Origin of the sequence: Aeromonas sp. MR16 (genome assembly GCF_022549315.1) — a bacterium.
In the GTDB taxonomy this organism is placed as follows: Bacteria; Pseudomonadota; Gammaproteobacteria; order Enterobacterales; family Aeromonadaceae; genus Aeromonas; species Aeromonas aquatica.
This window is the reverse complement of sequence record NZ_JAKZFK010000003.1, coordinates 176658-197535: the sequence shown is the minus strand read 5'-3', so window position 1 is coordinate 197535 and position 20878 is coordinate 176658. Positions and strand designations below refer to the sequence as shown.

The window sequence follows — 20878 nt, the reverse complement described above, 5'->3', positions numbered from 1 at the left end:
AGGTCACGCCGGTGGCACTGGAGCAAGTCTGGGTCGCCGACATCACCTATCTGCCAGCCAGGAGCGGGCCGCTGTACCTGAGCCTGGTGACGGATGCTTACTCACGCAAGATAGTGGGTCATCACGTACACGAGGGGATGCACGCCGAGTCGGTGGCGATGGCGTTCAAGAACGCACTGAAGCAACGGCGTGGCGGCGGGGAGCTTATCCATCACTCGGACCGCGGCGTGCAGTATTGCTCGGGGTTGTATCAGTCATTGCATGAACGGCACGGGGTCCGGTGCTCGATGACAGACGGATATGACTGTTACCAGAATGCGTTGGCGGAGCGGGTGAACGGGATATTGAAAGGTGAGTTGCTGTTGCAAAGCCCGCAGGACCTGGTGCAAGCGAGGGAGATGGTGCGCGAGGCGGTGGATATTTACAACCTGGAGCGACCGCATCATGCGTTGAAATACAGAACCCCCGATGCGGTACATCGGGGGGTTCTGAGTCACGTGAAGCTAGACGAAAATGTGTAAACCTATTTCAGGACTAGACAAAGGGGAGTCATCAGAGCGGCTTCTGCCACAGGCTCAGCAGCACATCCTGCTCAAGCTCGTCCGGTCCCTGGTGGGTGAAGGCGTGACGCTGCTCACCGCCGGCTCGCCAGCCGAGGCGGCTGGTTTCCAGCACGTGGCTGCGCAGCCCCTGATCCATGGTCATGGAGAACTGGCAGCGTTGCTGCTCAACCGGGTTGAGGCCGGCCAGGGTCGGCCAGCTCAGGGGGTGCTCCATGCTCACCGGGTTGAGGCTGACTCTCAGCTGCCACTGGTGACGCGGGCCCGGTTGCAGCAGGAGCAGGTAGCCGCCCGGTGCCAGCCAGCCGACCAGCTGCTCGGTCTTGATCTTGAGATCGTTGACCAGCAGCACCTGGGCCGTACCGGCTTGCAGCGGGGCCCTGGCCGGGTCGGCGATGACGAAGTGGCCTTCCGGCTGCGCCTTGTTGGCGGCGAAGATGGCATTCTTGGCCAGATCGACTCCGCCGAAGCGCCAGCCGGGCAGGCGCTCGGCCAGGGCGCGGCAGTAGTAGCCTTCGCCGCAGCCGAGGTGGATCAGCTCCTGTTCACCGAGGGGCGCCAGCAGCGCCGCCATGGCCTCGACCAGGGGCAGCTGGTGGCCCTGCTCCAGGAAGTGACGCTTGGCGCGCATCAGTAGGCGGCTGTCGCTGTCCTTGGGGTCTTTCTTGCCGGGAATGAGGTCAAGATAGCCTTCGGGGGCGGGATCGAAATGGTGCTTGTTGTCGCAATAGAGCCCACGAGAGGCTTCGTGAAGATGCAGGGCACCACGGCAAAGGGGGCATTGAAGGTGCATAGGCTTGGATACTCTCTTGGCGAAGACCGGAACGGTGAAGGGCGTTCGGGATTATAGGGGAGACGATCGAAAAAGGCTGCCGTGGCAGCCTTTTTATCAGGCGGTGGTCTTTAAACGGCTTGTGCGCGGCCGTCAGACCCCCGGTCAGCGGGTACCAAACACCACTATGGTCTTGCCGTGGGCGGAGATGAGCTCTTGCTCTTCCAGCATCTTGAGGATGCGGCCAACGGTTTCACGGGAGCAGCCGACGATCTGGCCTATCTCCTGACGGGTGATCTTGATCTGCATGCCATCCGGGTGGGTCATGGCATCCGGCTGCTTGGCCAGGTTCAGCAGGGTCTGGGCGATCCGGCCGGTCACGTCCAGGAAGGCGAGGTTACCGACCTTCTGGCTGGTGTGCTGCAGGCGCTTGGCCATCTGGCCGGAGAGACGCAGCAGTATGTCCGGGTTGACCTGGATCAGCTGGCGGAACTTCTTGTAGGAGATCTCGGCGACTTCACAGGCGCCTTTGGCTCGTACCCAGGCGGAACGTTCCGGGTTCTCGTTCTCTTCGAACATCCCCATCTCGCCCAGGAAATCCCCCTGATTCAGGTAGGAGAGGATCATCTCCTTGCCTTCGTCATCCTTGATCAGGACGGCGACGGTTCCCTTCACGATGTAGTAGAGGGTTTCTGCCTTCTCGCCGGCGTGGATCAGGGTGCTCTTGGCGGGATACTTATGAATGTGGCAATGCGACAAGAACCACTCAAGGGTGGGATCGCTTTGCGGTTTGCCAATGATCATGAGACTTCCTCTGTAGTGTCTTTTTATGGACTCGTGCGTCCGGGCAAGTTGCCAAGCCTGCCATTCCTTCGTCTTTGGTCGCAGTAGAATAAGAGCCTTTGTCTGTGCTGACAAGGCTTTGGGACTGTACCGTCCATTCTGTGCATCGATCTGCCGCGCCATCGCGGCCATTCTAGGCAAGAAGAGGTCGGAAGATGTTGATTTCGATCTATTTACGCTGGAAGTGCGCAAGATAATGGACTGTGCCACTCGGCCCCTGCTTGAGGTATGCTATGGGCGTCAGAACCGTCGTCATTTAGAGGAAATGTGAGATGAAAGCCAAGGTCAGCTGGGTGGAAGGCATGAAGTTTGTGGGCGAGAGCGAGTCCGGTCATCAAGTGATGCTGGACGGCGCCAACCCGGGCGAAGGTGCCAGCCCGATGGAGATGATCCTGCTGGCGGTCGGTGGTTGCAGCTCCATCGACGTGGTCTCCATCCTGGAGAAGGCCCGTCAGTCCGTGACTGCGTGCCACGTGGAGCTGGAAGGGGCGCGGGCCGAGTCCGTACCCCGGGTGTTTGAAAAAATCCATCTCAATTTCGTCGTGACCGGCAAGGGGCTGGCCGAGAAGCAGGTGGCCCGCGCGGTCGACCTGTCGATGGAAAAGTATTGTTCGGTTTCCCTGATGTTGGAAAAAGCGGTAGAAATTACCCATAGTTATCAAATTGTTGAAGCTTGATAGTTTGTGATTTGTCCCGTCTATAACGCCATGACATAAGGAAAGTGCGATGAAAAAGACGATAATGTTGCTTCCCCTGTTCGGACTGGCCGCCTGCAGCATGCCGCAGCCGACCCAGTATCAATACAGTCAGTATCAGTGTGGGGAAGAGATGTTGGCCATCACCTATGATGCCCAGGCCGACATGGTGCAGTTCCCTTACGCCGGGGTGTATCACAAGCTGGGCCGCATCGAGTCGGCCAAAGATACCGCCAGCTATTCCGATGGGGTGACCACCTTCTCCCATCAGGACAAGCATGCCACCCTGGTGCAAAAAGGCGTGACGCTGCTCAGCTGCGAGCTCAAATAATCGTCATGCTGTGCAACAGCGTGCATCGACAACGGCCTGCTTCGAGCAGGCCGTTGTGTTATGGGGGTTAGCGCGCGGGCAGAGCGCCCAGTAGCTGCTCGGCGAGCTGTTGGCTCAGCTGGCCACGGGTCTCGTCGTCGATGAGCACGTCGCTGGCGAGCTGGATGGCGCTGCTCCACACCGTCTGCTGAGTCTTGCGGTCGAGCAGCATGATGGCCAGGGTGCCCTTGCGGGCATCGGCGCCAGCCTGCAGCCCGGGCGTCATGCCGAGACGGGCAAAAATCTCGCCATCGCTCATGTCCTTGCTGCCTGCCACCCCGATGGCCACCCAGACGTCGGCCTCATCGAGGGGGACGCTCTGCCACCCCTTGCCATTGAGATCCCGACTGACCGCCTGCTGCACCGGCTCCAGCCAGCCTGCGGCGCTGTTGCCCGCATACTGGAACTGCTCCGCCAGCGCATAGCGCGGCGTCGCTCCATAGGTCCAATTATCCGCCGGGCGTACCACCATGGTGCCCGTCTCGACGGTGGGGGCGGCAGGGCCTGTACTGCAACCCACCAGCAGGGCCGCCAGGGTTAATGAGAGAAGTGCACCGCGCATCATAAGCTCCTTGGCTCAGGTGATCTTGCCGGTTTCTAACAGCTGCTGGATCAGGGGGCGCAGGATCAGCTCCATCGCGAAGCCCATCTTGCCCCCCGGCACCACTATGGTGTTCATCCTCGACATGAAGGCGCCGTCGATCATCGACAGCAGGTAGGGGAAGTCCACCTGTTTGATACCGCGAAACCGGATCACCAGCATACTCTCGTCCAGGCTGGGTATCACCTTGGCGCTGAAGGGGTTGGAGGTATCGACGGTCGGTACCCGCTGGAAGTTGATGTGGGTGCGGGAGAACTGCGGGGTGATGAAATTGATGTAGTCATCCATGGAGCGAACGATGGAGTCGGTGACCGCCTCGCGTGAGTGACCGCGCTCCGAGGTGTCGCGAATCAGCTTCTGGATCCACTCCAGGTTGACGATGGGCACCACCCCGATGAGAAAGTCCACGTGGCGGGCCACATTGTGCTCGTCGGTGACCACGCCGCCGTGCAGGCCCTCATAGAACAGCAGATCGGTCTCTCCCGGCAGATCCTGCCAGGGGGTGAAAGTGCCCGGCATCTGGTTGAAGGGGACCGCCTCGTCGAAGCTGTGCAGGTAGCGCCGGTACTGGCCGCTGCCGCTCTGACCATACTCCTGAAAGAAAGACTCCAGCAGGCCGAAGTCGTTGGCCTCCGGGCCGAAATAGCTGATGTGGCGCCCCTGCTCGCGCGCCTTGCGGATCGCCACGTCCATCTCGGGTCGGGTGTAGCGATGAAAACTGTCCCCCTCGACCACAGCGGCTTTGTAGCCCAGCTGATGGAACATGGAGCGGAACGCGTTGGTGGAGGTGGAGGTGCCGGCACCGGACGAACCGGTAACCGCAATGATGGGATGCTTGGCCGACATAGCGTTCTCTCTTCCTTGGGAGTTCCGTTATAAGGGCATGGCCGGAGCGCGGTCAAGTGCCCTTCGATACCCTGCCGCAGGTGCCGGCCTCCTGAGGCGGGCAACCGACGGGCCTGTGCCAATGGAGCCAGGGATTGTCGCACCCCGCGTCGGGCATGGCCCGCTCGGGCGCCAATTGGCGTATCATTTCCCGTTTGACATCGTTCATAGGCTGCCGGCGGCCATCTGTGCCCTGATGGGAGATATTGCTGATCTGGCCGCGGCGTTACCCTTGGTAGTCGTCCAGCGGTGCACCGCTCAGGGTCGCCTTGGGCACGACGTTGACACTCTCGTGCAGCTCGCTGTAGACGAGCACGGCACTACCTTGTAGTAATTGTTGTCTGACCTCATCAACCTTGTCGGCCAGGCTGACATCTTGTTCACCGTATTCGGTGCCTTCTTGCAAGACAAAATGCTCGAGCAGGTTGTTGAGGGTATCTGGATCCAGCTCTTGCCAGGGGATAATCATGGTTTCATCTTCAGTGACGCGCGTGTGGATATTGTCTGCGTCTCACCCGCAATCGCAAGGGATTTGTGTGGCCAAAAGCGGGAGTGTCTATGCTATCTGCTGAGCAGCGCCGCCTCTCCAGTCATCTCGATCAGCACCTGAACGAGGCCCGCTGGCGCGCCCTGAAAGCCGGGCTGCGCTGGTACTGGGTCATCAATCTGATCGCCATCCTGTTTTTGCTGACCCGTTTCTACATTTTTCGGGATGCTCACCTGTTGCTCGTCAACGTTCTTCCCTGGTCCTATGAGTGGCAGCTCATCACCATGGCTTGCGTATGTCTGCTGCTACCAATGGGGTGGCTATGGCTATCCCGACAACCTCATGCCGTCTGGCAACCCTCTCTGTGGGTCTGCGGCCTGTGCTGGGGTATGGCTTGGGCGTCGGTGGGGTATACCATCTCGATCGTCGACTTGAAGGGGGGCTTCAACCTTATTTTCAACATGGTCAGCCTGCTGCTGATCGTGCTGGAGACCGGGCGACGCATGCTCAACAACTGGTTCGAACTGGCGGTGTCGCGTGAGCACGAGAATCTGGTGCTGGCGCGTAAGCTGGATGCCATGGCCAGTCGGGATCCCCTGACCGGGCTCGCCAACCGTCGTCACTTCGATCAGATCTGCAAGAGCGCCATCGCACAAGGTACTACCCTGGAGACGCCGCTCACTGTGATCCTGCTCGATGTGGATTTCTTCAAGCGTTACAACGATCACTACGGTCATCAGGCCGGGGATGAGTGTCTGATCCTGGTGGCCGAGTGTCTGGAAGAGAGCGCGCGCGAGTCCGGCGATCTGGTGGCCCGTTACGGTGGAGAGGAGTTCGTGGTGTTGCTGCAAGACACGGATCTGGCGGGGGGCGAGCGGGTCGCCGAACGCATCCGCCATACCCTGGCGGCTCGCGCCCTGCCCCACGAGGGTTCAGAGGTGGCGCCTCATCTCACCCTGAGTCAGGGCATAGCCCAATGGCGTCAGGGAGAGAGCCTGGTCATGCTGCTCGAACGGGTGGATGGCGCCCTCTATCAAGCCAAGGGAGAGGGGCGCAACTGCTACCGGCTCGCAGCCTGAGTCTGTTCCCGCAGCCACAGGCTGATCCGCTCCTCCAGCCAGAAGCGGGGGCGCCAGGGAGTGCCGTGCAGGAAGCCCACGTGGCCGCCCCGTCGGCTCAGCTCGTAGCGTACCAGGGGGGAGAGTTGTTCCGGTGTCGGGATCACCGCCCGGGTCATGAAGGGATCGTCGGCCGCGTGGATCACCAGGGTCGGGATAGGGATCCGGGCCAAGAGATCGAGGCCGGAGCAGGTCCGGTAGTAGTGATCGGCACTGTCGAACCCGTGCAGCGGCGCCGTGACCTGTTCGTCAAAGTCGCGCAGGGTGGCGATACGGTCGACCTGCTCCGGTTGCCAGCGGGCCCGGGCGGCGTCCTGATGACGGATCTTGCTCTGTAAATTGCTGCGCATGGTGCGCAGCAGATAGCGCTGATAGACCCGCGAAAACCCCTGATTGACCCGATCGGCGCAACTGGCCAGTTGCAGCGGTGCCGAGATCACCACGGCGGCCTTCAATTCAGCAGGGCAGCCGCGCGCCAGCAGATTCACCAGCATATTGCCCCCCAGCGAATAGCCGATAGCCACCATGGGCTTGCCGGGATAACGGCGGCCGAGCTCGGCGATCAGCGCCTGCGCATCCTCGATGGCACCGGAGTGGTAGGCCCGCAGCAGCCGGTTCGGCTCGCCACTGCAACCACGAAAATGCATCAGCACCGCCTCATCCCCCTGCCGCTGCAGGTGGGCAAACAGCCCCTTGGCATAGTGGGAGTGGATGCTCCCCTCCAGACCGTGGAATAGTACCAGCAGAGGCCGTTCGTCCTGGCGGATGGGACCGCTCCAGGCGAGATCGACGAAATCCCCGTCCGCGAGTTCAAACCGCTCCGAGGTGAAGCTGGCTGGCGTTCGGCGCAGCCACTTCGGCAAGATGGTTTGCAGGTGGGGATTGCGGGCCCACCAGGGGGCGTGGAAGTGGCTCTCTGTCAACATGAAACGGCTCGAGGTAACGGGGCGGGTCAAGGGCGCGGCGAGCGAGGCTCGCCACATTCGTCAGGCGGGCAAGCGGTCGTGGTGTTCGGCCCCGCGCAACATGGCCTGGATCAGTTCGTTGGCCTCGAACTTGGTCAACGCCTCGTGGGCGCCGACCTGATGGGCGCGCTCCACGCTGATCTCGCTGGAGAGGGAGGTGTGCAGGATGATGTAGGCCTCCGCCAGCTTGGGATCGCTCTGCACCTCGAAGGCCAGCTCGTAGCCGTCCAGTCCCGGCATCTCGATGTCGCTCACCAGGATGTCGATGGGGCTGCCCTGGCCGACCTTGCTCTGCATCAGGCTGAGGGCATCGCGTCCGTTGGTGCACACCTCGTAGGGAATGTTGATGTAATCGAGGGCCGCCATCAGCTGGCGGCGGGCGACCGAGGAGTCGTCCACCAGCAGGATCCGCATCGGCTTGAGCCGTTCACGCTGCACGTCGGTCAGCACCGGATAGAGGTGGCTGGGATCGTCCGGATAGACCCGGGACAGGATCAGCTCCACATCCAGCAGCTGGATCAGCTGCTCACCGACCTTGGTCACCCCGGTCACGAACACGTTTTGGCCGAGGGAGGGAGGGGGCGGCTCTATGTCACGCCAGTTGCACTCGGTGATCTTGTCGATGCCACGCACCAGGAAGCCCACCAGGGTGCGGCGGCAGTCGGTGATGATGATGAAGCACTGCGCCATCTCCTCCCGGGTGATGCGCCTGTACCCCACCGCCATGGCCATGTCGATCACCGGGATGGTGGTGCCCCGCATGTTGGCGGCACCGAGCACGGTCGGGTGCGAATGGGGCAGGGCGGTGAGCTGGGTGTAGGGGACTATCTCCTTCACCTTGAGAGTACCGATGGCGAAGGATTGCCTGGCGGAGAGGTGAAACAGCAACATGCCCTGGGATTGGTTGGCCTTGCTCGTCATGGCGGATGTCCTGTTGATCTAAACGGTGGCGGTCGATTCGGTGTTCAGCATAGAAGATGATGATAGCGATGATCCGTCAGTTGTTAACGACCGGGGGCCGCAAAACTGGATCCCTTTCACCATTATTTCTTTCCTCATCAGGCTCAGGCCGAGGGGGACTGCAGCAGGGAGTCGAGGGTCAGGCCATGCCAGTGCAGGCAAGACTCGGCCAGTGCGGCCTCATCCCTGAACCCGAGTTTTGCCACCACCTGGGCCGGCTTGCTGCCACTTCTGAGCAGGCGCACCGCCTGCAGCAGTTGCCACTGGGCGCCGAGGGCCACGGGATCCAGTCCGGCGGTCATGAGGGATTGCCCAGCGGCGAGGTCGCCCGCCTGCAGCGCACGCCAGGCGCTTTGCAATGGCTGATCCGCCTGTGAGCGGATGGTGCAGCCGTGCAACTCGTCCTGGATCACCTGCAGGCGGTGGCCATAGGCTCCTTGCCAGTCGTGTTCCCGGTCCCAGCTGGCGAGGCTATCCAGCAAAGCATCCAGCAGCGGGGTGGGTTGCAACCAGCCGGCCTGGGCGGGTTGATCGACGCGCACCGAGCAGACCAGCCGATCGGTGTGGCTGCCAGCCAGGGGGGTGAAGGCGGCGAGGGCATCGGCGCAGAGCCAGAAGTGGCTGCCCGCCGTCAGCAACAGCTCATGAGCGCCGAGTCTTAGCAGCGCCGCTCCCTGGGTGACGCGCAGCAGTTGCCCCATGGGGACACGCTTGCGGGCACCGACCTGCAGATGAGGAGTGGAAAAATGCTGATATTCGATGGCGTGATGCATGGTGAAACCCTGATATGATGCTGCCTGGAGGTAACAAAAATGGAAACCAGACGTAAAAAACGCTTCATTGCCGGTGCGGTTTGTCCGGCGTGCGGCAAGATGGACACCATGATGCTGTATATGGAGCATGGAGTCGAGAAGGTGACCTGTGTCGACTGCGGGGATACCCAGGTGCAGACCCAGGCCGAGGTGGACAAGGCGACCCGCGAGGCCGAACAGGTAATCGGGGTGTTCAGGCCCGAATAGGGGTCAACCTCATAGGTCCAAAAGAAAGCCAGCCTGGTGCCGGGTTGATGAGTTTTTCGGCATATCGGAGGGGGCCCTGCCATATGCTTGGCCACCTTTTTAAGGTATTCTGGGCCCGTTTTTTCTATCCGCAGGATCCCTGACATGAAAGTAGCTCCCCTGAGCGTGGTTACGCTGGAATACACGGTCACCGACGAACACGGTGAAGTCATCGACACCACTGTCGGTAAAGAGCCTCTGGTGTATCTGCACGGTACCCGTTATCTGGTCGCCGGCCTCGAAGCCGAGCTGGAAGGTCGCAGCGTGGGCGAGGCGTTTGACGTCACCCTGGCACCGACCCAGGCCTATGGCGAATACGACGAAAGCTTGGTGCAGGAAGTGCCTGGCGAGCTGTTCGATGGCATGGAAGTGTCTGAAGGCGATACTTTCGTTGCCGAGACCGACGATGGCCACCGTCCGGTGACCGTGGTTGAAGTGTCCGAAGAGTTCATCAAGGTGGATGGCAACCATCCGCTGGCCGGTGTGACCCTGGGCTTCAAGGTCGAGATCAAGGACGTTCGCGCCGCGACCGCCGAAGAGCTGGCCCACGGCCACGTTCACGGTGCCGGTGGTTGCGGTCACGATCATGGCCACGATCATGATCACGACCACGGCCATGAGCACGGCGGTTGCTGCGGTGGTGGCGGTCACGCTCACGACCACGGCCATGACCACGGTGATGACCAGGGCCACGGCGGTTGCTGCGGTGGCGGCGGTTGCGGTGGCAAGGGTCACCAGCACTGAGTTCAGCCTCTGGCTTGATAAAAAAACCCGCGTCTATCGCGGGTTTTTTTATGGTTTTGCGTGAGCGCGCTCAGTAGTGCGGTGGCGGCGTCTCTTCGGCCATGCTGGCGATTTGGCTCGGTTGCACGCTCTGCAGCTTGTCGACCAACAGCTGGATCTGATGCTTGAGCCGGTCGAGTTCACGGCCCTGGGTGGTCACCTCCTCGTTGAGCTGCTCCACCGTGTATTCGGCATAGGCGAGACGGCTTTCCAGGGTCTCGAGACGATCGTTAAGTTGCTGACTCATGGGCCTTTTGGTCCTTTACTTGATAGTCCAGATTTCGGCCAGGCCACTGGAACTGGCGCTGACGAGGTGGCTATTGTCGCGCAAAGCCACGCCATAGACCACAGCGCTCGGCGGTTTCACGTCGGGATGGGGCGATACCTGCCAGCGTTGCAGCAGGCTGCCGTCGCTCACCTGCCACAGGGAGAGCTGACGGGAGGGGGCGCCGGTGATGAGCCAACGGCCGTCATTGGCGAAACGGGCGCTGGTATGAACCTCGAAGCGATGATCGAGCCGCAGCCGGCTCAGCACCTTGCCGGTTTTCAAGTCCCAGATGCTGGCCTGACGGCTGTCGGCGGTGAAGGCGAAGCGCCCCGCCGAGTCCAGCCTCGCCATCACCACCCGGCCGCCATGATTGAAGCGCCATATCACCTGGCCGCTGCGGGTGTCCCACAAATAGGCGCTGTAGTCGTTGCCCCCGGTGAGGGCGTAACGGCCATTGGCACTGAGATCCACCGTATTGACCTGCTCGGTATGACCGAGAAACTGCAGCCGGCGGCCGCTTCGGGTATCCACCAGCTCCGCCTTGCCATCGGCGCGGCCGATCAGCACCTGGCGACCATCGGCAGACAATGCGGCGTCCCTCAGGCTGGATTCAGGAAGCGAGTAGTAGCCTTGGGACTGGCCATCTTGCAGGCGCCAGATGGCGAAGGCGTGCTGGGTGGCCGTGATGGCGTGGCTGTCGTCTGGCGAGAAACGGGTGAGGGTCACGAAGTCGTTGTCGTCATCGGACTGACGCCAGCGCCAGCGTTCCTTGCCCTGTGCCAGATCCCACACCACCGTGCCCTGGCTCAGGCTGGAGACGATGGCTTGCTTGCCGTCGAGGCTCAGATCCGCACTCAGCAAGCCTTGTTTGGCGAGGGGGATCTGCTGGCCGGGAAGTGAGCTCTGTTTGCAGCCCATCAGCGTCAGGCAAATAGCGATGAGATAAATGGCACTTTTGATCATTTTTCCTGTCTCATGCTTTCGTTACCTGCGATCACGGCGTTAGTATAAGGCGCTTATCACGATAAACCTCTCATTTCACGAAGGAACCGAGAGCGGTATTTAGAGTTTTGGAGAAACGGATGAACAATTTTCTGAAGGTGTCCCTGCTGGCTGCGGCCGTTGCCGTTGGTCTGACTGGTTGCCAAAAAGATGAAAAACCTGCTGCCAATACCGCAGAGGTGAAGGCAGAAGCCAGCAAGCCGGCAGAGGCCCCCAAGGCTGAAGCCAAGAGCTTTGAAGAGCAGTCTGGCTACGCGATCGGCCTCTCCATGGGTCGTTATATCGCCAACACCCTGGAACGTCAGCAGGAGTTGGGTATCAAGCTGGATAACACCGTCATCCTCAAAGGGGTGACCGACGGTCTGGGCAAAGAAGCCAGCATGACCGACGAAGAGATCCAGAAGGTTCTGCAGCAGTACGACGCCAAGATCAACGAGTTGACCAAGGCCAAGGCTGACAAAGACGCCGTGGACAACCTGAAGAAGGGTGAAGAGTACCTGGCCGCCAACGCCAAGAAAGAAGGTGTGAAGAGCACCGAGTCCGGCCTGCAGTATCAGGTCGAGAAGCTGGGTGAAGGCGCCAAGCCCAAGGCCACCGACATCGTCAAGGTCCACTACACCGGTACCCTGACCGATGGCACCAAGTTCGACAGCTCCGTCGATCGTGGCGAGCCGGCCACTTTCCCGCTCAACCAGGTGATCCCGGGTTGGACCGAAGGCGTGCAACTGATGCCGGTCGGTTCCAAGTTCAAATTCTTCCTGCCGTCCAAGCTGGCCTATGGCGAGCACGGTGCAGGCTCCATCCCGGCGAACGCCGTGCTGGTCTTCGACGTCGAGCTGCTGGCCATCGAAAAGCCGGCTGCCGATGGCGACAACACCAAGAAATAAGCAGAATGCTGCACAAAAACGGCTCCTCAGGGAGCCGTTTTTACTTGGTTCGACCCGCCGTTGGCGGGAGAAGAAATAGGGTAGCCACATCTTGAGTGTGTGGCGGCTAGCCCCCAGAATAGACAACAAAATCAATCGCAAGGATGGATCCCGTGGCTGAAAGCAAACCTCGCGTCCTGTTGGTGGAAGACACCCGCAGTCTGGCGGTCGTCTATGAGCAGTACCTGGCCCAGGATGGCTATGAGGTGTTGCTGGCCGACTGTGGCCAGCAGGCGCTGGCGCAGCTGCTGACGAGCCCGCCACCGGTGGTGCTGCTGGATCTGGAGCTGCCCGACATGTCCGGCATGGACATACTGCAGCAGATCACCGAGCAACAACTGCCCTGCTCCGTGGTGGTGATCACCGCCCACGGCTCGGTGGACGTGGCGGTGGAGGCGATGCGCCACGGCGCCTTCGACTTCCTGACCAAGCCGTTCGACGGCAAGCGGCTGTGCGCCACCGCGCGCAATGCCCTGACCCACCAACAACTGAGCTCGCTGGTGGCCCAGTATCGGGAGAACTTCGAGCGCAGCTCCTTCGCCGGCTTCATTGGTGCCTCCATGCCGATGCAGGCGGTGTACCGCATCATAGAGAGCGCGGCGCCGAGCAAGGCGACCGTGTTCATCACCGGCGAGAGCGGCACCGGCAAGGAGGTGTGTGCCGAGGCCATCCATCAATGCAGTCCGCGCCGGGAGCAACCCTTCATCGCGCTCAATTGTGCCGCCATTCCCCACGACCTGATGGAGAGCGAGATCTTCGGCCACGTGAAGGGGTCGTTTACCGGTGCCCAGGGGGATCGCAAGGGGGCGGCCAGCCTGGCGGACGGCGGCACCCTGTTCCTCGACGAGATCTGCGAGATGGACTTGGATCTGCAGAGCAAGCTGCTGCGCTTCATCCAGACCGGCACCCTGCAGCGGGTCGGCAGCGGCAAGCTGGAGACGGTGGACGTGCGCTTCGTCTGCGCCACCAACCGGGATCCCCTGGTGGAGGTGAAGGCAGGGCGCTTTCGGGAGGATCTCTACTACCGCCTGCATGTGATCCCGCTCGGCCTGCCGCCCCTGCGCGAGCGCGGCGAAGACATACTGCTGCTGGCGCGGGATCTTCTGCTGCGCTATGCGAAAGAAGAGAACAAGCGTTTCAGGGATTTCGATGCCGAGACGGCGCGGGTACTGCTCGATTACCCCTGGCCCGGCAACGTGCGCGAGCTGCAGAACGTGGTGCGCAATATCGTCGTGCTCAACGACAGGGAGCTGGTGAGCCCGGACATTCTGCCGCCGCCCCTCAATGGCGCCCGCGCCGGCGCCGTGCCGGCGTCTGGGTTGGACGACGTGGATGCTGTGAGCCCCCCAGCGCGGCCCAGCGCCCCGATCCGCCCGCTCTGGCTGGTGGAGAAGGAGACCATAGAGCAGGCCATCGCCAGCTGTGATGGCAACATCCCCAAGGCCGCGGCCCTGCTGGAGATCAGTCCCTCCACAATTTACCGCAAGAAGCAGGGCTGGGAAGACGCTAGCCAGCGCTGAGAGGGCTGGAGATCAGTCCTCTTACTCTCTATCCATCTATCGCAAGAGACCGATTCGGTCCAAGGCTCCCTACGGCTTAATACACCATGGCCAGGCTCATCAGCATCAGGCCGAGGGCGGCGAAGGCCCCTTCCTTGATGGCCAGACGGGGCACCAGGGCCTTGGGCAGCGCGGGGAACAGGCTCAAGGCAAAGCCAAGCCCGGGCATCAGCCAATGAAAGCCCGGACTGCGCTGGGTGGGATCGGCGGCGCCGTTGATGACGATAAGCAGGATAAACAGGGTGAAGGCGGGCAGGATGAACCAGCGGGCGCTGCCTGAGGCGACGGCCCGCAGCGGTGAGATGCGATAGAGCACCAGGGTCACGATGAACAGCACCAGGGGGGCCAACAGATAAAGCGGGGCCGGATTCATGACGGAAGTTCTCCAGATGATGGCAGGTTGAAGGAGGCCGAGCTCATCGACCTCCTGCGGGTGACGGCAGTCAGGGCCGTCGCCGTCTGAGCGTAGATCGACCGTGGCGGGTCTCCAGACGATGGGGGGCGAGTTTACTCAGCCCGGGTGAGGGATGACCAGCCTGGTTGCCCCGGCCTGTGAAGCCGATCCCAGGGCAAAGGTTTGCCCGAGCCGGGATCAGCGCAGCCAGAACCAGGCGCCGGCAAATGCCAGCCAGCTCAGCGCCAGCAGTATCCAGGGCAGTGGGTGCTGGCGGGAGATCTCGATCATCTCGACTTCGATCTCTTCCTCCTGTTCGCCTTGCGGAAGAGACTTGGCCTTGGCTTGCAGTTTCTTCTGGCGATTGGCCTCCCGTGCCCGCGCCTTCATCTGCTTCTTGTATTCATCTACGCCCTTCTGGATCCCTTGCGCGATCAGCTGGGTCTGCTCCTTGGTCTGGCCCGGTTTCTGGTTGGCGCGGGCGATCTTCATCGCCTCTTGCTGGGTCTCGGGGGAAATCTTGTCGTACTTTGCCATTCGAGGCGCTCCTTGGCGTCGGTTGGCGGGAAGTATGCCATAACTGCTTCCCGCAGACTGCCATTTGGGCCGACGAAATAACTTGGTGTCGCACTGAAAAAGGGGCTGGATATCAGAACGCTAAATCAGGTTGCGTGGGTGATCACATTTAGCGGAATTTGTGAGTCGTCGATGAAAAATCGTCACATGTTGTTTGTTATATTACCGCCCGACCCGATGGCTTGGGTTGTCCAATAACAAAATAACAAGGTGATATGGAAATGAATTATAAATTTGTCAAAGGAAGTGTCGCACTGGCTGTACTCGCCGCGCTGAGTGGTTGTAATTCCTCCAAGAATGAAAGTGTCGCCCCCTGCAGCGAAAATGTCTGCAAACTCACCGTCCTGCACACCAACGATACCCATGGCCGTTTCTGGCACAACGACAAGGGTGAATACGGTATGGCGGCCCAAAAGACCCTGGTCGAGAGGCTGCGTGCCGAGGCCAAGGCGGCCGGCAGCGAGGTGCTGGTGCTCTCCGGTGGTGACGTGAACACCGGGGTACCCGAGTCGGATCTGCAGGATGCGGAGCCGGACTTCATGGCCATGAACAGCATTCGTTACGATGCAATGGCCGTGGGCAATCACGAATTTGACAACCCTTTGACTATCCTGGAAAAACAGCGTGAGTGGGCCAAATTCCCCATGATCTCTGCCAACATCTACGACAAGGCCAGCGGCAAGCGCTACTTCGACCCCTACAAGGTGTTCAAGCTGGAGAACGGCCTCAAGGTTGCCGTGCTGGGCCTGACCACCGAAGACACCGCCCAGCTGGTGGATCCCAACAACGTCCAGACCCTGGAGTTCCGCGATCCGACCACGGAGGCCGCCAAGCTTGGCAAGCAGATCCGCAGCGATAAAGAAGCGAATCTGGTCTTCGCCATCACCCACATGGGCCACTACGAAAATGGTCAGCACGGCAGCAATGCCCCTGGTGACGTCGAGATGGCGCGCGCGCTGCCGGCCGGCACCCTGGACGCCATCATAGGTGGTCACTCCCAGAACCCGGTCTGCATGGAGCCGGGTACCCCGGACAAATACGCCAACTTCCAGCCGGGGGACGACTGCCAGCCGGATCAGCAGAACGGCACCTGGATCATGCAGGCCCACGAGTGGGGCAAGTATGTGGGCCGTGCCCAGTTTGACTACCAGAATGGCAAACTAACCCTCACCCGCTACGACCTGATCCCGGTCAACCTGAAAGACAGCAAGGGTGCCTTCATTCAAGAAGAGATCACCAAGGATCCTGAGCTGTACAACACGTTGCTCGGCTATCAGGAGAAAGGGCAGCAGGAACTCGGCGTGGTGATCGGCTCCACCGACGGCAAGCTGGAAGGGGACAGGGCCGTGGTGCGCAGCCAGCAGACCAACCTGGGCCGCCTCATCACCACCGCCACGGCGCAGAAGCTGAACACCGACTTTGCCATCGTCAACTCCGGTGGGGTGCGTGACTCCATCGTCGCCGGCGACATCAGCTACCGCAGCGTGCTGCTGGTACACCCCTTTGGCAACACGGTGAACAAGGCCGAGATGAAGGGCAGCGAGCTGGCGACCTACCTGGGCCAGGTAGCGACCAAGACCCGCACCACGGGTGGCTATGCCCAGTTTGGCGGCATCAGCATGGCGGTGGATTGCCAGGCCAAGAGCGTGACCATCAGCACTGTCGGTGGCAAGGCCTTCGATCCGGCGGCGACCTACAGCTTCGCCATCCCGAGCTTCAGCGCGTCTGGCGGTGACGGTTATCCGAAGATCAACACCATCAATGCCGGTCTGGTGGATGCCGCCGTATTGAAAGAGTTCATCGAGTTGAAGAAGACCATCCAGGTGGCCGATTATCAGCCCAATGGCGAAGTCAGTTATTTGAATTCCCCCTCGACTGCGGGTTGCCAATAATACCCAGGCATCCTCGGTCTAATTAAAAAAAGGCAGCCATGGGCTGCCTTTTTTATTCGCGTGTTATTCATGGCGGATCATTACATTGACGAGATTGTTATTAATGACTGGCCATTGGGCGCGGTAACCTGAGCCAAGTGAAATGGCTCAGCGCCAGGGCGCAAATAAAAAGGCGACCCTGAGGTCGCCTTTTTGAGATTTACCGGATTGAGCCTATTACAGCTGCTCGATACCGGCGATGTGCCAGGGGGCATTGTCCTTGGCCAGGTTACGCTCGAGGTGCCATACCTCTTTGATGTCTTCCTCTACCTGCTCCTGACGGTCCATGTAGCGGCCGCTGAAGCGCACGCTGACCTGGGCCCAGTCGCTGCCGTAGTCGGCACGAACCAGCTGGGTGTCCACATACATCACTTCGGTATGCTGCTCGCCGGTCAGCTCGGCGCGGTCGGCCTTGAGCTGTTCGAACAGCTCCGGGCTCACGTATTCGCGAATCTTCTCCAGATCGTTCTTGTTCCAGGCTTCTTGCAGGGTGCGGTAGTGATCGCGGGCACCGGACAGGAAGCCATTCATGTCAAAGCCGGGAGGCAGGCGGAAGGGCACGTCACTGTCGGCAAAACCGGTGGCCTGGGGGGCGCTGTGGCTCTGCTCGAACTGCTGCGGTGCGGCCGATGGCGGCTGATAACCCGCATAGGCGGCCTGTGGCCGGGCCGTCGCCGCCTTGTTCTTGCGCAGGGTGCGCAGCAGGAAGACGGCACCCAGGGCCAGCATGGCGATCAGCAGCATGTCCATGCCCTGCAGACCTTCGAAGGCGCCGCTACCTAGCAGATAGGCGAACAGGCCGCCGGCCAGCAGGCCGCCGAGCAGGCCGCCCATCATGCCGCTTTTCTTGGGCGCCGCGGCCAGGGTCGGGTTCTTGCCGTTCACTGGTGCTGCGGCCGGAGCCGGTTGCGCCGGCGCCGTCTTGTAGCTCTTGCCAAAGGATTTGCCGCCACCAAATTTCTTGGCTTCGGCGATGGGTGCCCCGAGGCCAATGGCCAGGATCACGGCAAACAGGGTCAGCATCTTTTTCATTTTGACTCTTTTCACTCTCATGTGGATGGGGGCATGCTCTGCTTGTACGAGGCGCATGGCAGGCTGCCAGTCCCTTTTTGTGGTGCAGCTTGCGACTATGATTAACATGTTTGGCATGAATTATTCATGAACAGATTGTGCCCCATTCAGGGGCTTTTGCAGGAGAAGCGCTATGAAAAACAGACGACCGAGCCGGACGGTGCGCAGGCTGCGCAACAAGATGAGAAGCAAGGTGCAGGAGCCGGTGCTGGTGTGGCCCTTCCTCGTGTTGTGAGGCCGCCCCATAGTCCCGAAGCGCGATGAGCGCGGGCTGCGCCAGCAACCCCTGGGAGGAGGGTGAAGTGAATGGCGCGCATTAGCGCTCGCGGTGGCGGGGTTTCTTTTGTAAAATTCCCGTCCCCTTCCCGCTGCGGTTTTTATGTGTATGGCAGAGCAAGTGACGGCGAAAAAAGACGCCAAGACACAACAGCTGAAAGTTCCCCCCCACTCCTTTGAGGCCGAGCAGTCCGTACTGGGCGGCCTGATGCTGGACAACGAGGCCTGGGACAGGGTCGCCGAGCGGGTGATCGACAAGGATTTCTACAGCCGTCCCCACCGTCTCATCTTCCAGGCCATGACCCGTCTCTCCAACGCGGGTAACCCCATCGATCTCATCACATTGCAGGAGGAGCTGGAGCGCTCCGAGCAGTTGGAAGAGTCGGGAGGTTTTGCCTATCTGGTGGAGATCGCCAAGAACACCCCGAGCGCCGCCAACATCAACGCCTACGCCGAAATCGTGCGTGAGCGGGCCGTGGTACGGGAGATGATCTCGGTCGCCAACGAGATAGTCGAGGCGGGTTACGAGCCCCAGGGCCGTACCTCCGGCGATCTGCTGGACTTGGCCGAGAGCAAGGTGTTCCAGATTGCCGAGCAGCGCACCAGCGCCAACGAGGGCCCCCAGCCGCTCAAGCTCATCCTGGAGCAGACGGTCGACAAGATTGAAGAGCTGTTCAAGACCCCTCACAACGGGGTGACTGGCGTCTCCAGCGGTTACGGCGATCTCGACAAGATGACCGCCGGCCTGCAGCGCTCGGATCTCATCATAGTGGCGGCCCGTCCCTCCATGGGCAAGACGACGTTTGCCATGAACCTGTGCGAGCACGCGGCGCTCACCGCCGACAAACCGGTGCTGATCTTCTCCCTGGAGATGCCCTCCGAGCAGATCATCATGCGTATGCTCGCCTCGGTCGGGCGCATCGATCAGACCAAGGTGCGGACCGGCCAGCTCGACGACGAAGATTGGGCGCGCCTCTCCTCCACCATGGGGCTGCTGCTGGAGAAGGGCAAGATGTACATCGATGACGCCTCCGGCCTGACCCCGACCGACGTGCGTTCCCGTGCGCGGCGCATCGCCCGCGAGCACGGAGGCCTCAGCATGATCATGATCGACTACCTGCAGCTGATGCGGGTGCCCGCGCTGTCCGACAACCGGACCCTGGAAATCGGCGAGATCTCCCGCTCCCTCAAGGCGCTGGCGAAAGAGCTGCAGTGCCCCGTGGTGGCGCTCTCCCAGTTGAACCGAAGCCTAGAGCAGCGGGCCGACAAGCGTCCGGTCAACTCGGACCTGCGTGAATCAGGCTCCATCGAGCAGGACGCGGATCTGATCATGTTTATCTACCGTGATGAGGTTTATCACGATGACAGTCCCGACAAGGGGATTGCCGAGATCATCATCGGCAAGCAGCGTAACGGCCCCATAGGCCGGGTGCGCCTCACCTTCCAGGGTCAGTTCTCCCGGTTCGACAACTACGCCGGCCCGGCGTTTGATGATGACTACTAAGCCGGGGTCGAGATCGCCCCGGATACCAGACACAGTTTTCCCGGTTCGACAATTCTGCCGGTCCGGCCTTAGACGATGACTATTAAGGGATGACACCACTCGGTGCCTGGCGCGCGTGCGCCATCATGCCCTCGTAAGGGAAAACAGATGAAAGCGGCTATTGCCCAAATCGATACGACGGCCCTGCGCCACAACCTCGCCGTGGTCAAACGCCACGCCCCTTCCTGCAAGATCATCGCCGTGGTCAAGGCCAACGCCTATGGCCATGGCCTGCTGCCGGTCGCCCGCACCCTGGTGGACGCGGATGCCTATGCGGTGGCCCGCATCGAGGAGGCGCTGATGCTGCGCTCCTGCGCCGTGGTCAAACCCATAGTGCTGCTGGAAGGCTTCTTCTCGAGCGCAGACTTGCCCGTGCTGGCGGCCAACAACCTGCAGACCGCGGTACACACCTGGGAGCAGCTGGAAGCGCTGGAGCAGGCCGAGCTGCCGGCCCCTGTGGTGGCCTGGCTCAAGCTCGATACCGGCATGCACCGGCTTGGGGTGCGGGCCGACGAGATGCCCGCCTTTATCGAGCGCCTCGCCAAATGCAAGAACGTGGTGCAGCCGTTCAACATCATGACCCACTTCAGCCGCTCCGATGAGCTGGAGCAGGCCACCACCCGCGAGCAGATCGACTTGTTCAGCAAGTTGACAGCCCCTCTGGCGGGCGAACGTGCCATGGCGAACTCGGCGGGCATCCTGGCTTGGCCCGATTCCCATTGCGACTGGGTGCGCCCCGGCGTCATCCTCTACGGCGTCTCCCCCTTCCCGAACACGGTGGCGGCGGATTACGACCTCAAGCCGGTGATGACCCTCAAGACCCAGCTCATCGCGGTGCGCGATCACAAGGCAGGCGAGCCGGTGGGCTACGGTGCCAACTGGGTGTCGACCCGGGATACCCGGCTCGGCGTCATCGCCATCGGCTATGGTGACGGCTATCCCCGCATGGCGCCCAATGGCACCTCTGTGCTGGTGAATGGCCGCATAGTGCCCCTGGTGGGCAGGGTCTCCATGGACATGACCACCGTGGATCTCGGCCCTGGCGCCACCGACAAGGCTGGCGACGAGGCCGTGCTCTGGGGCGAAGGTTTGCCAGTGGAGCGGGTCGCCGAGGAGATAGGCACCATTCCCTACGAGCTGATCACCAAGCTCACCTCCAGAGTGTTTATGGAGTACGTTTAACCCCCCTCATCCCCGACCCTTCTCCCGCGAGGGGAGAAGGGGGAACAAGAAGG

General features: G+C 61.2%; 23 protein-coding genes and 1 pseudogene. 11 read left to right on the top strand and 13 right to left on the bottom strand.

Translation table 11 applies throughout. From position 1 onward, the window contains the following. A pseudogene (locus tag MM194_RS04910) lies at nt 1–538 on the top strand (IS3 family transposase); the annotation flags it as partial. Between the two features lie 14 nt (nt 539–552). Here MM194_RS04910 and MM194_RS04905 read toward each other — a convergent pair. Next, nucleotides 553–1353, bottom strand: a complete 801-nt coding sequence (locus tag MM194_RS04905) for a putative RNA methyltransferase (protein ID WP_033130606.1) — start codon at nt 1351–1353, stop codon at nt 553–555. 144 nt (nt 1354–1497) lie between these two features. Next, entirely contained in the window at nt 1498–2136 is a 639-nt protein-coding gene (gene crp, locus MM194_RS04900; protein WP_025328082.1) for a cAMP-activated global transcriptional regulator CRP, read from the bottom strand. Nucleotides 2137–2447: 311 nt separating this feature from the next. On the opposite strand from crp, the gene MM194_RS04895 reads away from it, so the two are divergent. After that, nucleotides 2448–2852: an OsmC family protein gene (locus tag MM194_RS04895; protein ID WP_033130607.1), complete on the top strand. Its 405-nt coding sequence runs from the start codon at nt 2448–2450 to the stop codon at nt 2850–2852. A 49-nt stretch (nt 2853–2901) separates the two neighbouring features. Further along, nucleotides 2902–3201, top strand: coding sequence for a hypothetical protein (locus MM194_RS04890; RefSeq protein WP_033130608.1), 300 nt, complete (start codon nt 2902–2904; stop codon nt 3199–3201). 67 nt (nt 3202–3268) lie between these two features. Here the strand turns inward: MM194_RS04890 and MM194_RS04885 are convergent, their stop codons facing one another. From MM194_RS04885 to MM194_RS04875, 3 genes are all read right to left on the bottom strand, one after another. Continuing rightward, nucleotides 3269–3802 carry a DUF4136 domain-containing protein gene (locus MM194_RS04885; RefSeq protein ID WP_241342875.1) on the bottom strand — a complete coding sequence of 178 codons (534 nt, stop codon included), beginning with the start codon at nt 3800–3802 and terminating at the stop codon, nt 3269–3271. A gap of 15 nt (nt 3803–3817) precedes the next feature. Next, nucleotides 3818–4687 (bottom strand): phosphoribulokinase, encoded by an 870-nt coding sequence (locus tag MM194_RS04880; protein ID WP_241342873.1) that lies wholly within the window; start codon nt 4685–4687, stop codon nt 3818–3820. 265 nt (nt 4688–4952) lie between these two features. After that, on the bottom strand, nt 4953–5195 hold the full coding sequence (locus MM194_RS04875; protein ID WP_033130611.1) for a YheU family protein: 243 nt from the start codon (nt 5193–5195) through the stop codon (nt 4953–4955). A gap of 89 nt (nt 5196–5284) precedes the next feature. On the opposite strand from MM194_RS04875, the gene MM194_RS04870 reads away from it, so the two are divergent. Continuing rightward, nucleotides 5285–6292, top strand: a complete 1008-nt coding sequence (locus MM194_RS04870; protein ID WP_241342872.1) for a membrane-associated sensor domain-containing protein — start codon at nt 5285–5287, stop codon at nt 6290–6292. Here the strand turns inward: MM194_RS04870 and MM194_RS04865 are convergent. The 3 genes from MM194_RS04865 to MM194_RS04855 all read right to left on the bottom strand — a co-directional run bounded on the left by MM194_RS04865 (nt 6274) and on the right by MM194_RS04855 (nt 9029). Further along, the gene (locus MM194_RS04865) at nt 6274–7257 is read right to left on the bottom strand and encodes a hydrolase (RefSeq protein ID WP_241342871.1); all 984 of its coding nucleotides are present in this window, start codon (nt 7255–7257) and stop codon (nt 6274–6276) included. The genes MM194_RS04870 and MM194_RS04865 overlap by 19 nt on opposite strands. 60 nt (nt 7258–7317) lie before the next feature. Further along, nucleotides 7318–8217 carry a chemotaxis protein CheV gene (locus MM194_RS04860; RefSeq protein ID WP_241342869.1) on the bottom strand — a complete coding sequence of 300 codons (900 nt, stop codon included), beginning with the start codon at nt 8215–8217 and terminating at the stop codon, nt 7318–7320. Between the two features lie 143 nt (nt 8218–8360). Continuing rightward, nucleotides 8361–9029: a hypothetical protein gene (locus MM194_RS04855; RefSeq protein ID WP_241342867.1), complete on the bottom strand. Its 669-nt coding sequence runs from the start codon at nt 9027–9029 to the stop codon at nt 8361–8363. Between the two features lie 39 nt (nt 9030–9068). Here MM194_RS04855 and MM194_RS04850 point away from each other — a divergent pair, with 39 nt between their 5' ends. Further along, nucleotides 9069–9275 carry a YheV family putative zinc ribbon protein gene (locus MM194_RS04850; RefSeq protein ID WP_033130616.1) on the top strand — a complete coding sequence of 69 codons (207 nt, stop codon included), beginning with the start codon at nt 9069–9071 and terminating at the stop codon, nt 9273–9275. A 144-nt stretch (nt 9276–9419) separates the two neighbouring features. Then, complete coding sequence (locus MM194_RS04845) at nt 9420–10058, top strand: peptidylprolyl isomerase (RefSeq protein WP_033130617.1); 639 nt, start codon at nt 9420–9422, stop codon at nt 10056–10058. Nucleotides 10059–10128: 70 nt separating this feature from the next. Here the strand turns inward: MM194_RS04845 and MM194_RS04840 are convergent, their stop codons facing one another. Together MM194_RS04840 and MM194_RS04835 are read right to left on the bottom strand one after the other, a co-directional pair. Further along, the gene (locus tag MM194_RS04840; RefSeq protein WP_025328072.1) at nt 10129–10344 is read right to left on the bottom strand and encodes a SlyX family protein; all 216 of its coding nucleotides are present in this window, start codon (nt 10342–10344) and stop codon (nt 10129–10131) included. A 15-nt stretch (nt 10345–10359) separates the two neighbouring features. Continuing rightward, nucleotides 10360–11328 carry a hypothetical protein gene (locus tag MM194_RS04835; RefSeq protein ID WP_241342865.1) on the bottom strand — a complete coding sequence of 323 codons (969 nt, stop codon included), beginning with the start codon at nt 11326–11328 and terminating at the stop codon, nt 10360–10362. Nucleotides 11329–11447: 119 nt separating this feature from the next. Between MM194_RS04835 and fkpA the strand changes: the two genes are divergently transcribed. Together fkpA and MM194_RS04825 are read left to right on the top strand one after the other, a co-directional pair. Next, nucleotides 11448–12254 (top strand): FKBP-type peptidyl-prolyl cis-trans isomerase, encoded by an 807-nt coding sequence (gene fkpA, locus MM194_RS04830; RefSeq protein ID WP_241342863.1) that lies wholly within the window; start codon nt 11448–11450, stop codon nt 12252–12254. Nucleotides 12255–12406: 152 nt separating this feature from the next. Continuing rightward, nucleotides 12407–13813 carry a sigma-54 dependent transcriptional regulator gene (locus tag MM194_RS04825; RefSeq protein ID WP_033130620.1) on the top strand — a complete coding sequence of 469 codons (1407 nt, stop codon included), beginning with the start codon at nt 12407–12409 and terminating at the stop codon, nt 13811–13813. Between the two features lie 76 nt (nt 13814–13889). Here the strand turns inward: MM194_RS04825 and MM194_RS04820 are convergent, their stop codons facing one another. Next, nucleotides 13890–14225 carry a hypothetical protein gene (locus tag MM194_RS04820; RefSeq protein ID WP_033130621.1) on the bottom strand — a complete coding sequence of 112 codons (336 nt, stop codon included), beginning with the start codon at nt 14223–14225 and terminating at the stop codon, nt 13890–13892. A gap of 219 nt (nt 14226–14444) precedes the next feature. Next, on the bottom strand, nt 14445–14783 hold the full coding sequence (locus MM194_RS04815; RefSeq protein WP_241342862.1) for a DUF2956 domain-containing protein: 339 nt from the start codon (nt 14781–14783) through the stop codon (nt 14445–14447). 260 nt (nt 14784–15043) lie between these two features. Here MM194_RS04815 and ushA point away from each other — a divergent pair, with 260 nt between their 5' ends. After that, on the top strand, nt 15044–16714 hold the full coding sequence (gene ushA / locus MM194_RS04810) for a bifunctional UDP-sugar hydrolase/5'-nucleotidase UshA (protein ID WP_241342860.1): 1671 nt from the start codon (nt 15044–15046) through the stop codon (nt 16712–16714). Nucleotides 16715–16930: 216 nt separating this feature from the next. Here ushA and MM194_RS04805 read toward each other — a convergent pair whose 3' ends face one another. Then, a complete protein-coding gene (locus MM194_RS04805) occupies nt 16931–17785 on the bottom strand; it encodes a Tim44-like domain-containing protein (protein WP_241342859.1) in 855 nt (284 codons plus the stop codon). A gap of 424 nt (nt 17786–18209) precedes the next feature. On the opposite strand from MM194_RS04805, the gene dnaB reads away from it, so the two are divergent. Continuing rightward, nucleotides 18210–19604, top strand: a complete 1395-nt coding sequence (gene dnaB / locus MM194_RS04800; RefSeq protein ID WP_033130625.1) for a replicative DNA helicase — start codon at nt 18210–18212, stop codon at nt 19602–19604. Nucleotides 19605–19751: 147 nt separating this feature from the next. Then, complete coding sequence (gene alr / locus MM194_RS04795) at nt 19752–20825, top strand: alanine racemase (protein WP_241342857.1); 1074 nt, start codon at nt 19752–19754, stop codon at nt 20823–20825. Nucleotides 20826–20878 lie beyond the last annotated feature (53 nt).

What these genes read in the sequence shown, in the direction of transcription:
- MM194_RS04905 (WP_033130606.1), bottom strand. Translation starts at nt 1,353, where the DNA reads ATGCACCTTCAATGCCCCCTTTGCCGTGGTGCCCTGCATCTTCACGAA.
- crp (WP_025328082.1), bottom strand. Translation starts at nt 2,136, where the DNA reads ATGATCATTGGCAAACCGCAAAGCGATCCCACCCTTGAGTGGTTCTTG.
- MM194_RS04895 (WP_033130607.1), top strand. Translation starts at nt 2,448, where the DNA reads ATGAAAGCCAAGGTCAGCTGGGTGGAAGGCATGAAGTTTGTGGGCGAG.
- MM194_RS04890 (WP_033130608.1), top strand. Translation starts at nt 2,902, where the DNA reads ATGAAAAAGACGATAATGTTGCTTCCCCTGTTCGGACTGGCCGCCTGC.
- MM194_RS04885 (WP_241342875.1), bottom strand. Translation starts at nt 3,802, where the DNA reads ATGCGCGGTGCACTTCTCTCATTAACCCTGGCGGCCCTGCTGGTGGGT.
- MM194_RS04880 (WP_241342873.1), bottom strand. Translation starts at nt 4,687, where the DNA reads ATGTCGGCCAAGCATCCCATCATTGCGGTTACCGGTTCGTCCGGTGCC.
- MM194_RS04875 (WP_033130611.1), bottom strand. Translation starts at nt 5,195, where the DNA reads ATGATTATCCCCTGGCAAGAGCTGGATCCAGATACCCTCAACAACCTG.
- MM194_RS04870 (WP_241342872.1), top strand. Translation starts at nt 5,285, where the DNA reads ATGCTATCTGCTGAGCAGCGCCGCCTCTCCAGTCATCTCGATCAGCAC.
- MM194_RS04865 (WP_241342871.1), bottom strand. Translation starts at nt 7,257, where the DNA reads ATGTTGACAGAGAGCCACTTCCACGCCCCCTGGTGGGCCCGCAATCCC.
- MM194_RS04860 (WP_241342869.1), bottom strand. Translation starts at nt 8,217, where the DNA reads ATGACGAGCAAGGCCAACCAATCCCAGGGCATGTTGCTGTTTCACCTC.
- MM194_RS04855 (WP_241342867.1), bottom strand. Translation starts at nt 9,029, where the DNA reads ATGCATCACGCCATCGAATATCAGCATTTTTCCACTCCTCATCTGCAG.
- MM194_RS04850 (WP_033130616.1), top strand. Translation starts at nt 9,069, where the DNA reads ATGGAAACCAGACGTAAAAAACGCTTCATTGCCGGTGCGGTTTGTCCG.
- MM194_RS04845 (WP_033130617.1), top strand. Translation starts at nt 9,420, where the DNA reads ATGAAAGTAGCTCCCCTGAGCGTGGTTACGCTGGAATACACGGTCACC.
- MM194_RS04840 (WP_025328072.1), bottom strand. Translation starts at nt 10,344, where the DNA reads ATGAGTCAGCAACTTAACGATCGTCTCGAGACCCTGGAAAGCCGTCTC.
- MM194_RS04835 (WP_241342865.1), bottom strand. Translation starts at nt 11,328, where the DNA reads ATGATCAAAAGTGCCATTTATCTCATCGCTATTTGCCTGACGCTGATG.
- fkpA (WP_241342863.1), top strand. Translation starts at nt 11,448, where the DNA reads ATGAACAATTTTCTGAAGGTGTCCCTGCTGGCTGCGGCCGTTGCCGTT.
- MM194_RS04820 (WP_033130621.1), bottom strand. Translation starts at nt 14,225, where the DNA reads ATGAATCCGGCCCCGCTTTATCTGTTGGCCCCCCTGGTGCTGTTCATC.
- MM194_RS04815 (WP_241342862.1), bottom strand. Translation starts at nt 14,783, where the DNA reads ATGGCAAAGTACGACAAGATTTCCCCCGAGACCCAGCAAGAGGCGATG.
- ushA (WP_241342860.1), top strand. Translation starts at nt 15,044, where the DNA reads ATGAATTATAAATTTGTCAAAGGAAGTGTCGCACTGGCTGTACTCGCC.
- MM194_RS04805 (WP_241342859.1), bottom strand. Translation starts at nt 17,785, where the DNA reads ATGAAAAAGATGCTGACCCTGTTTGCCGTGATCCTGGCCATTGGCCTC.
- dnaB (WP_033130625.1), top strand. Translation starts at nt 18,210, where the DNA reads ATGGCAGAGCAAGTGACGGCGAAAAAAGACGCCAAGACACAACAGCTG.
- alr (WP_241342857.1), top strand. Translation starts at nt 19,752, where the DNA reads ATGAAAGCGGCTATTGCCCAAATCGATACGACGGCCCTGCGCCACAAC.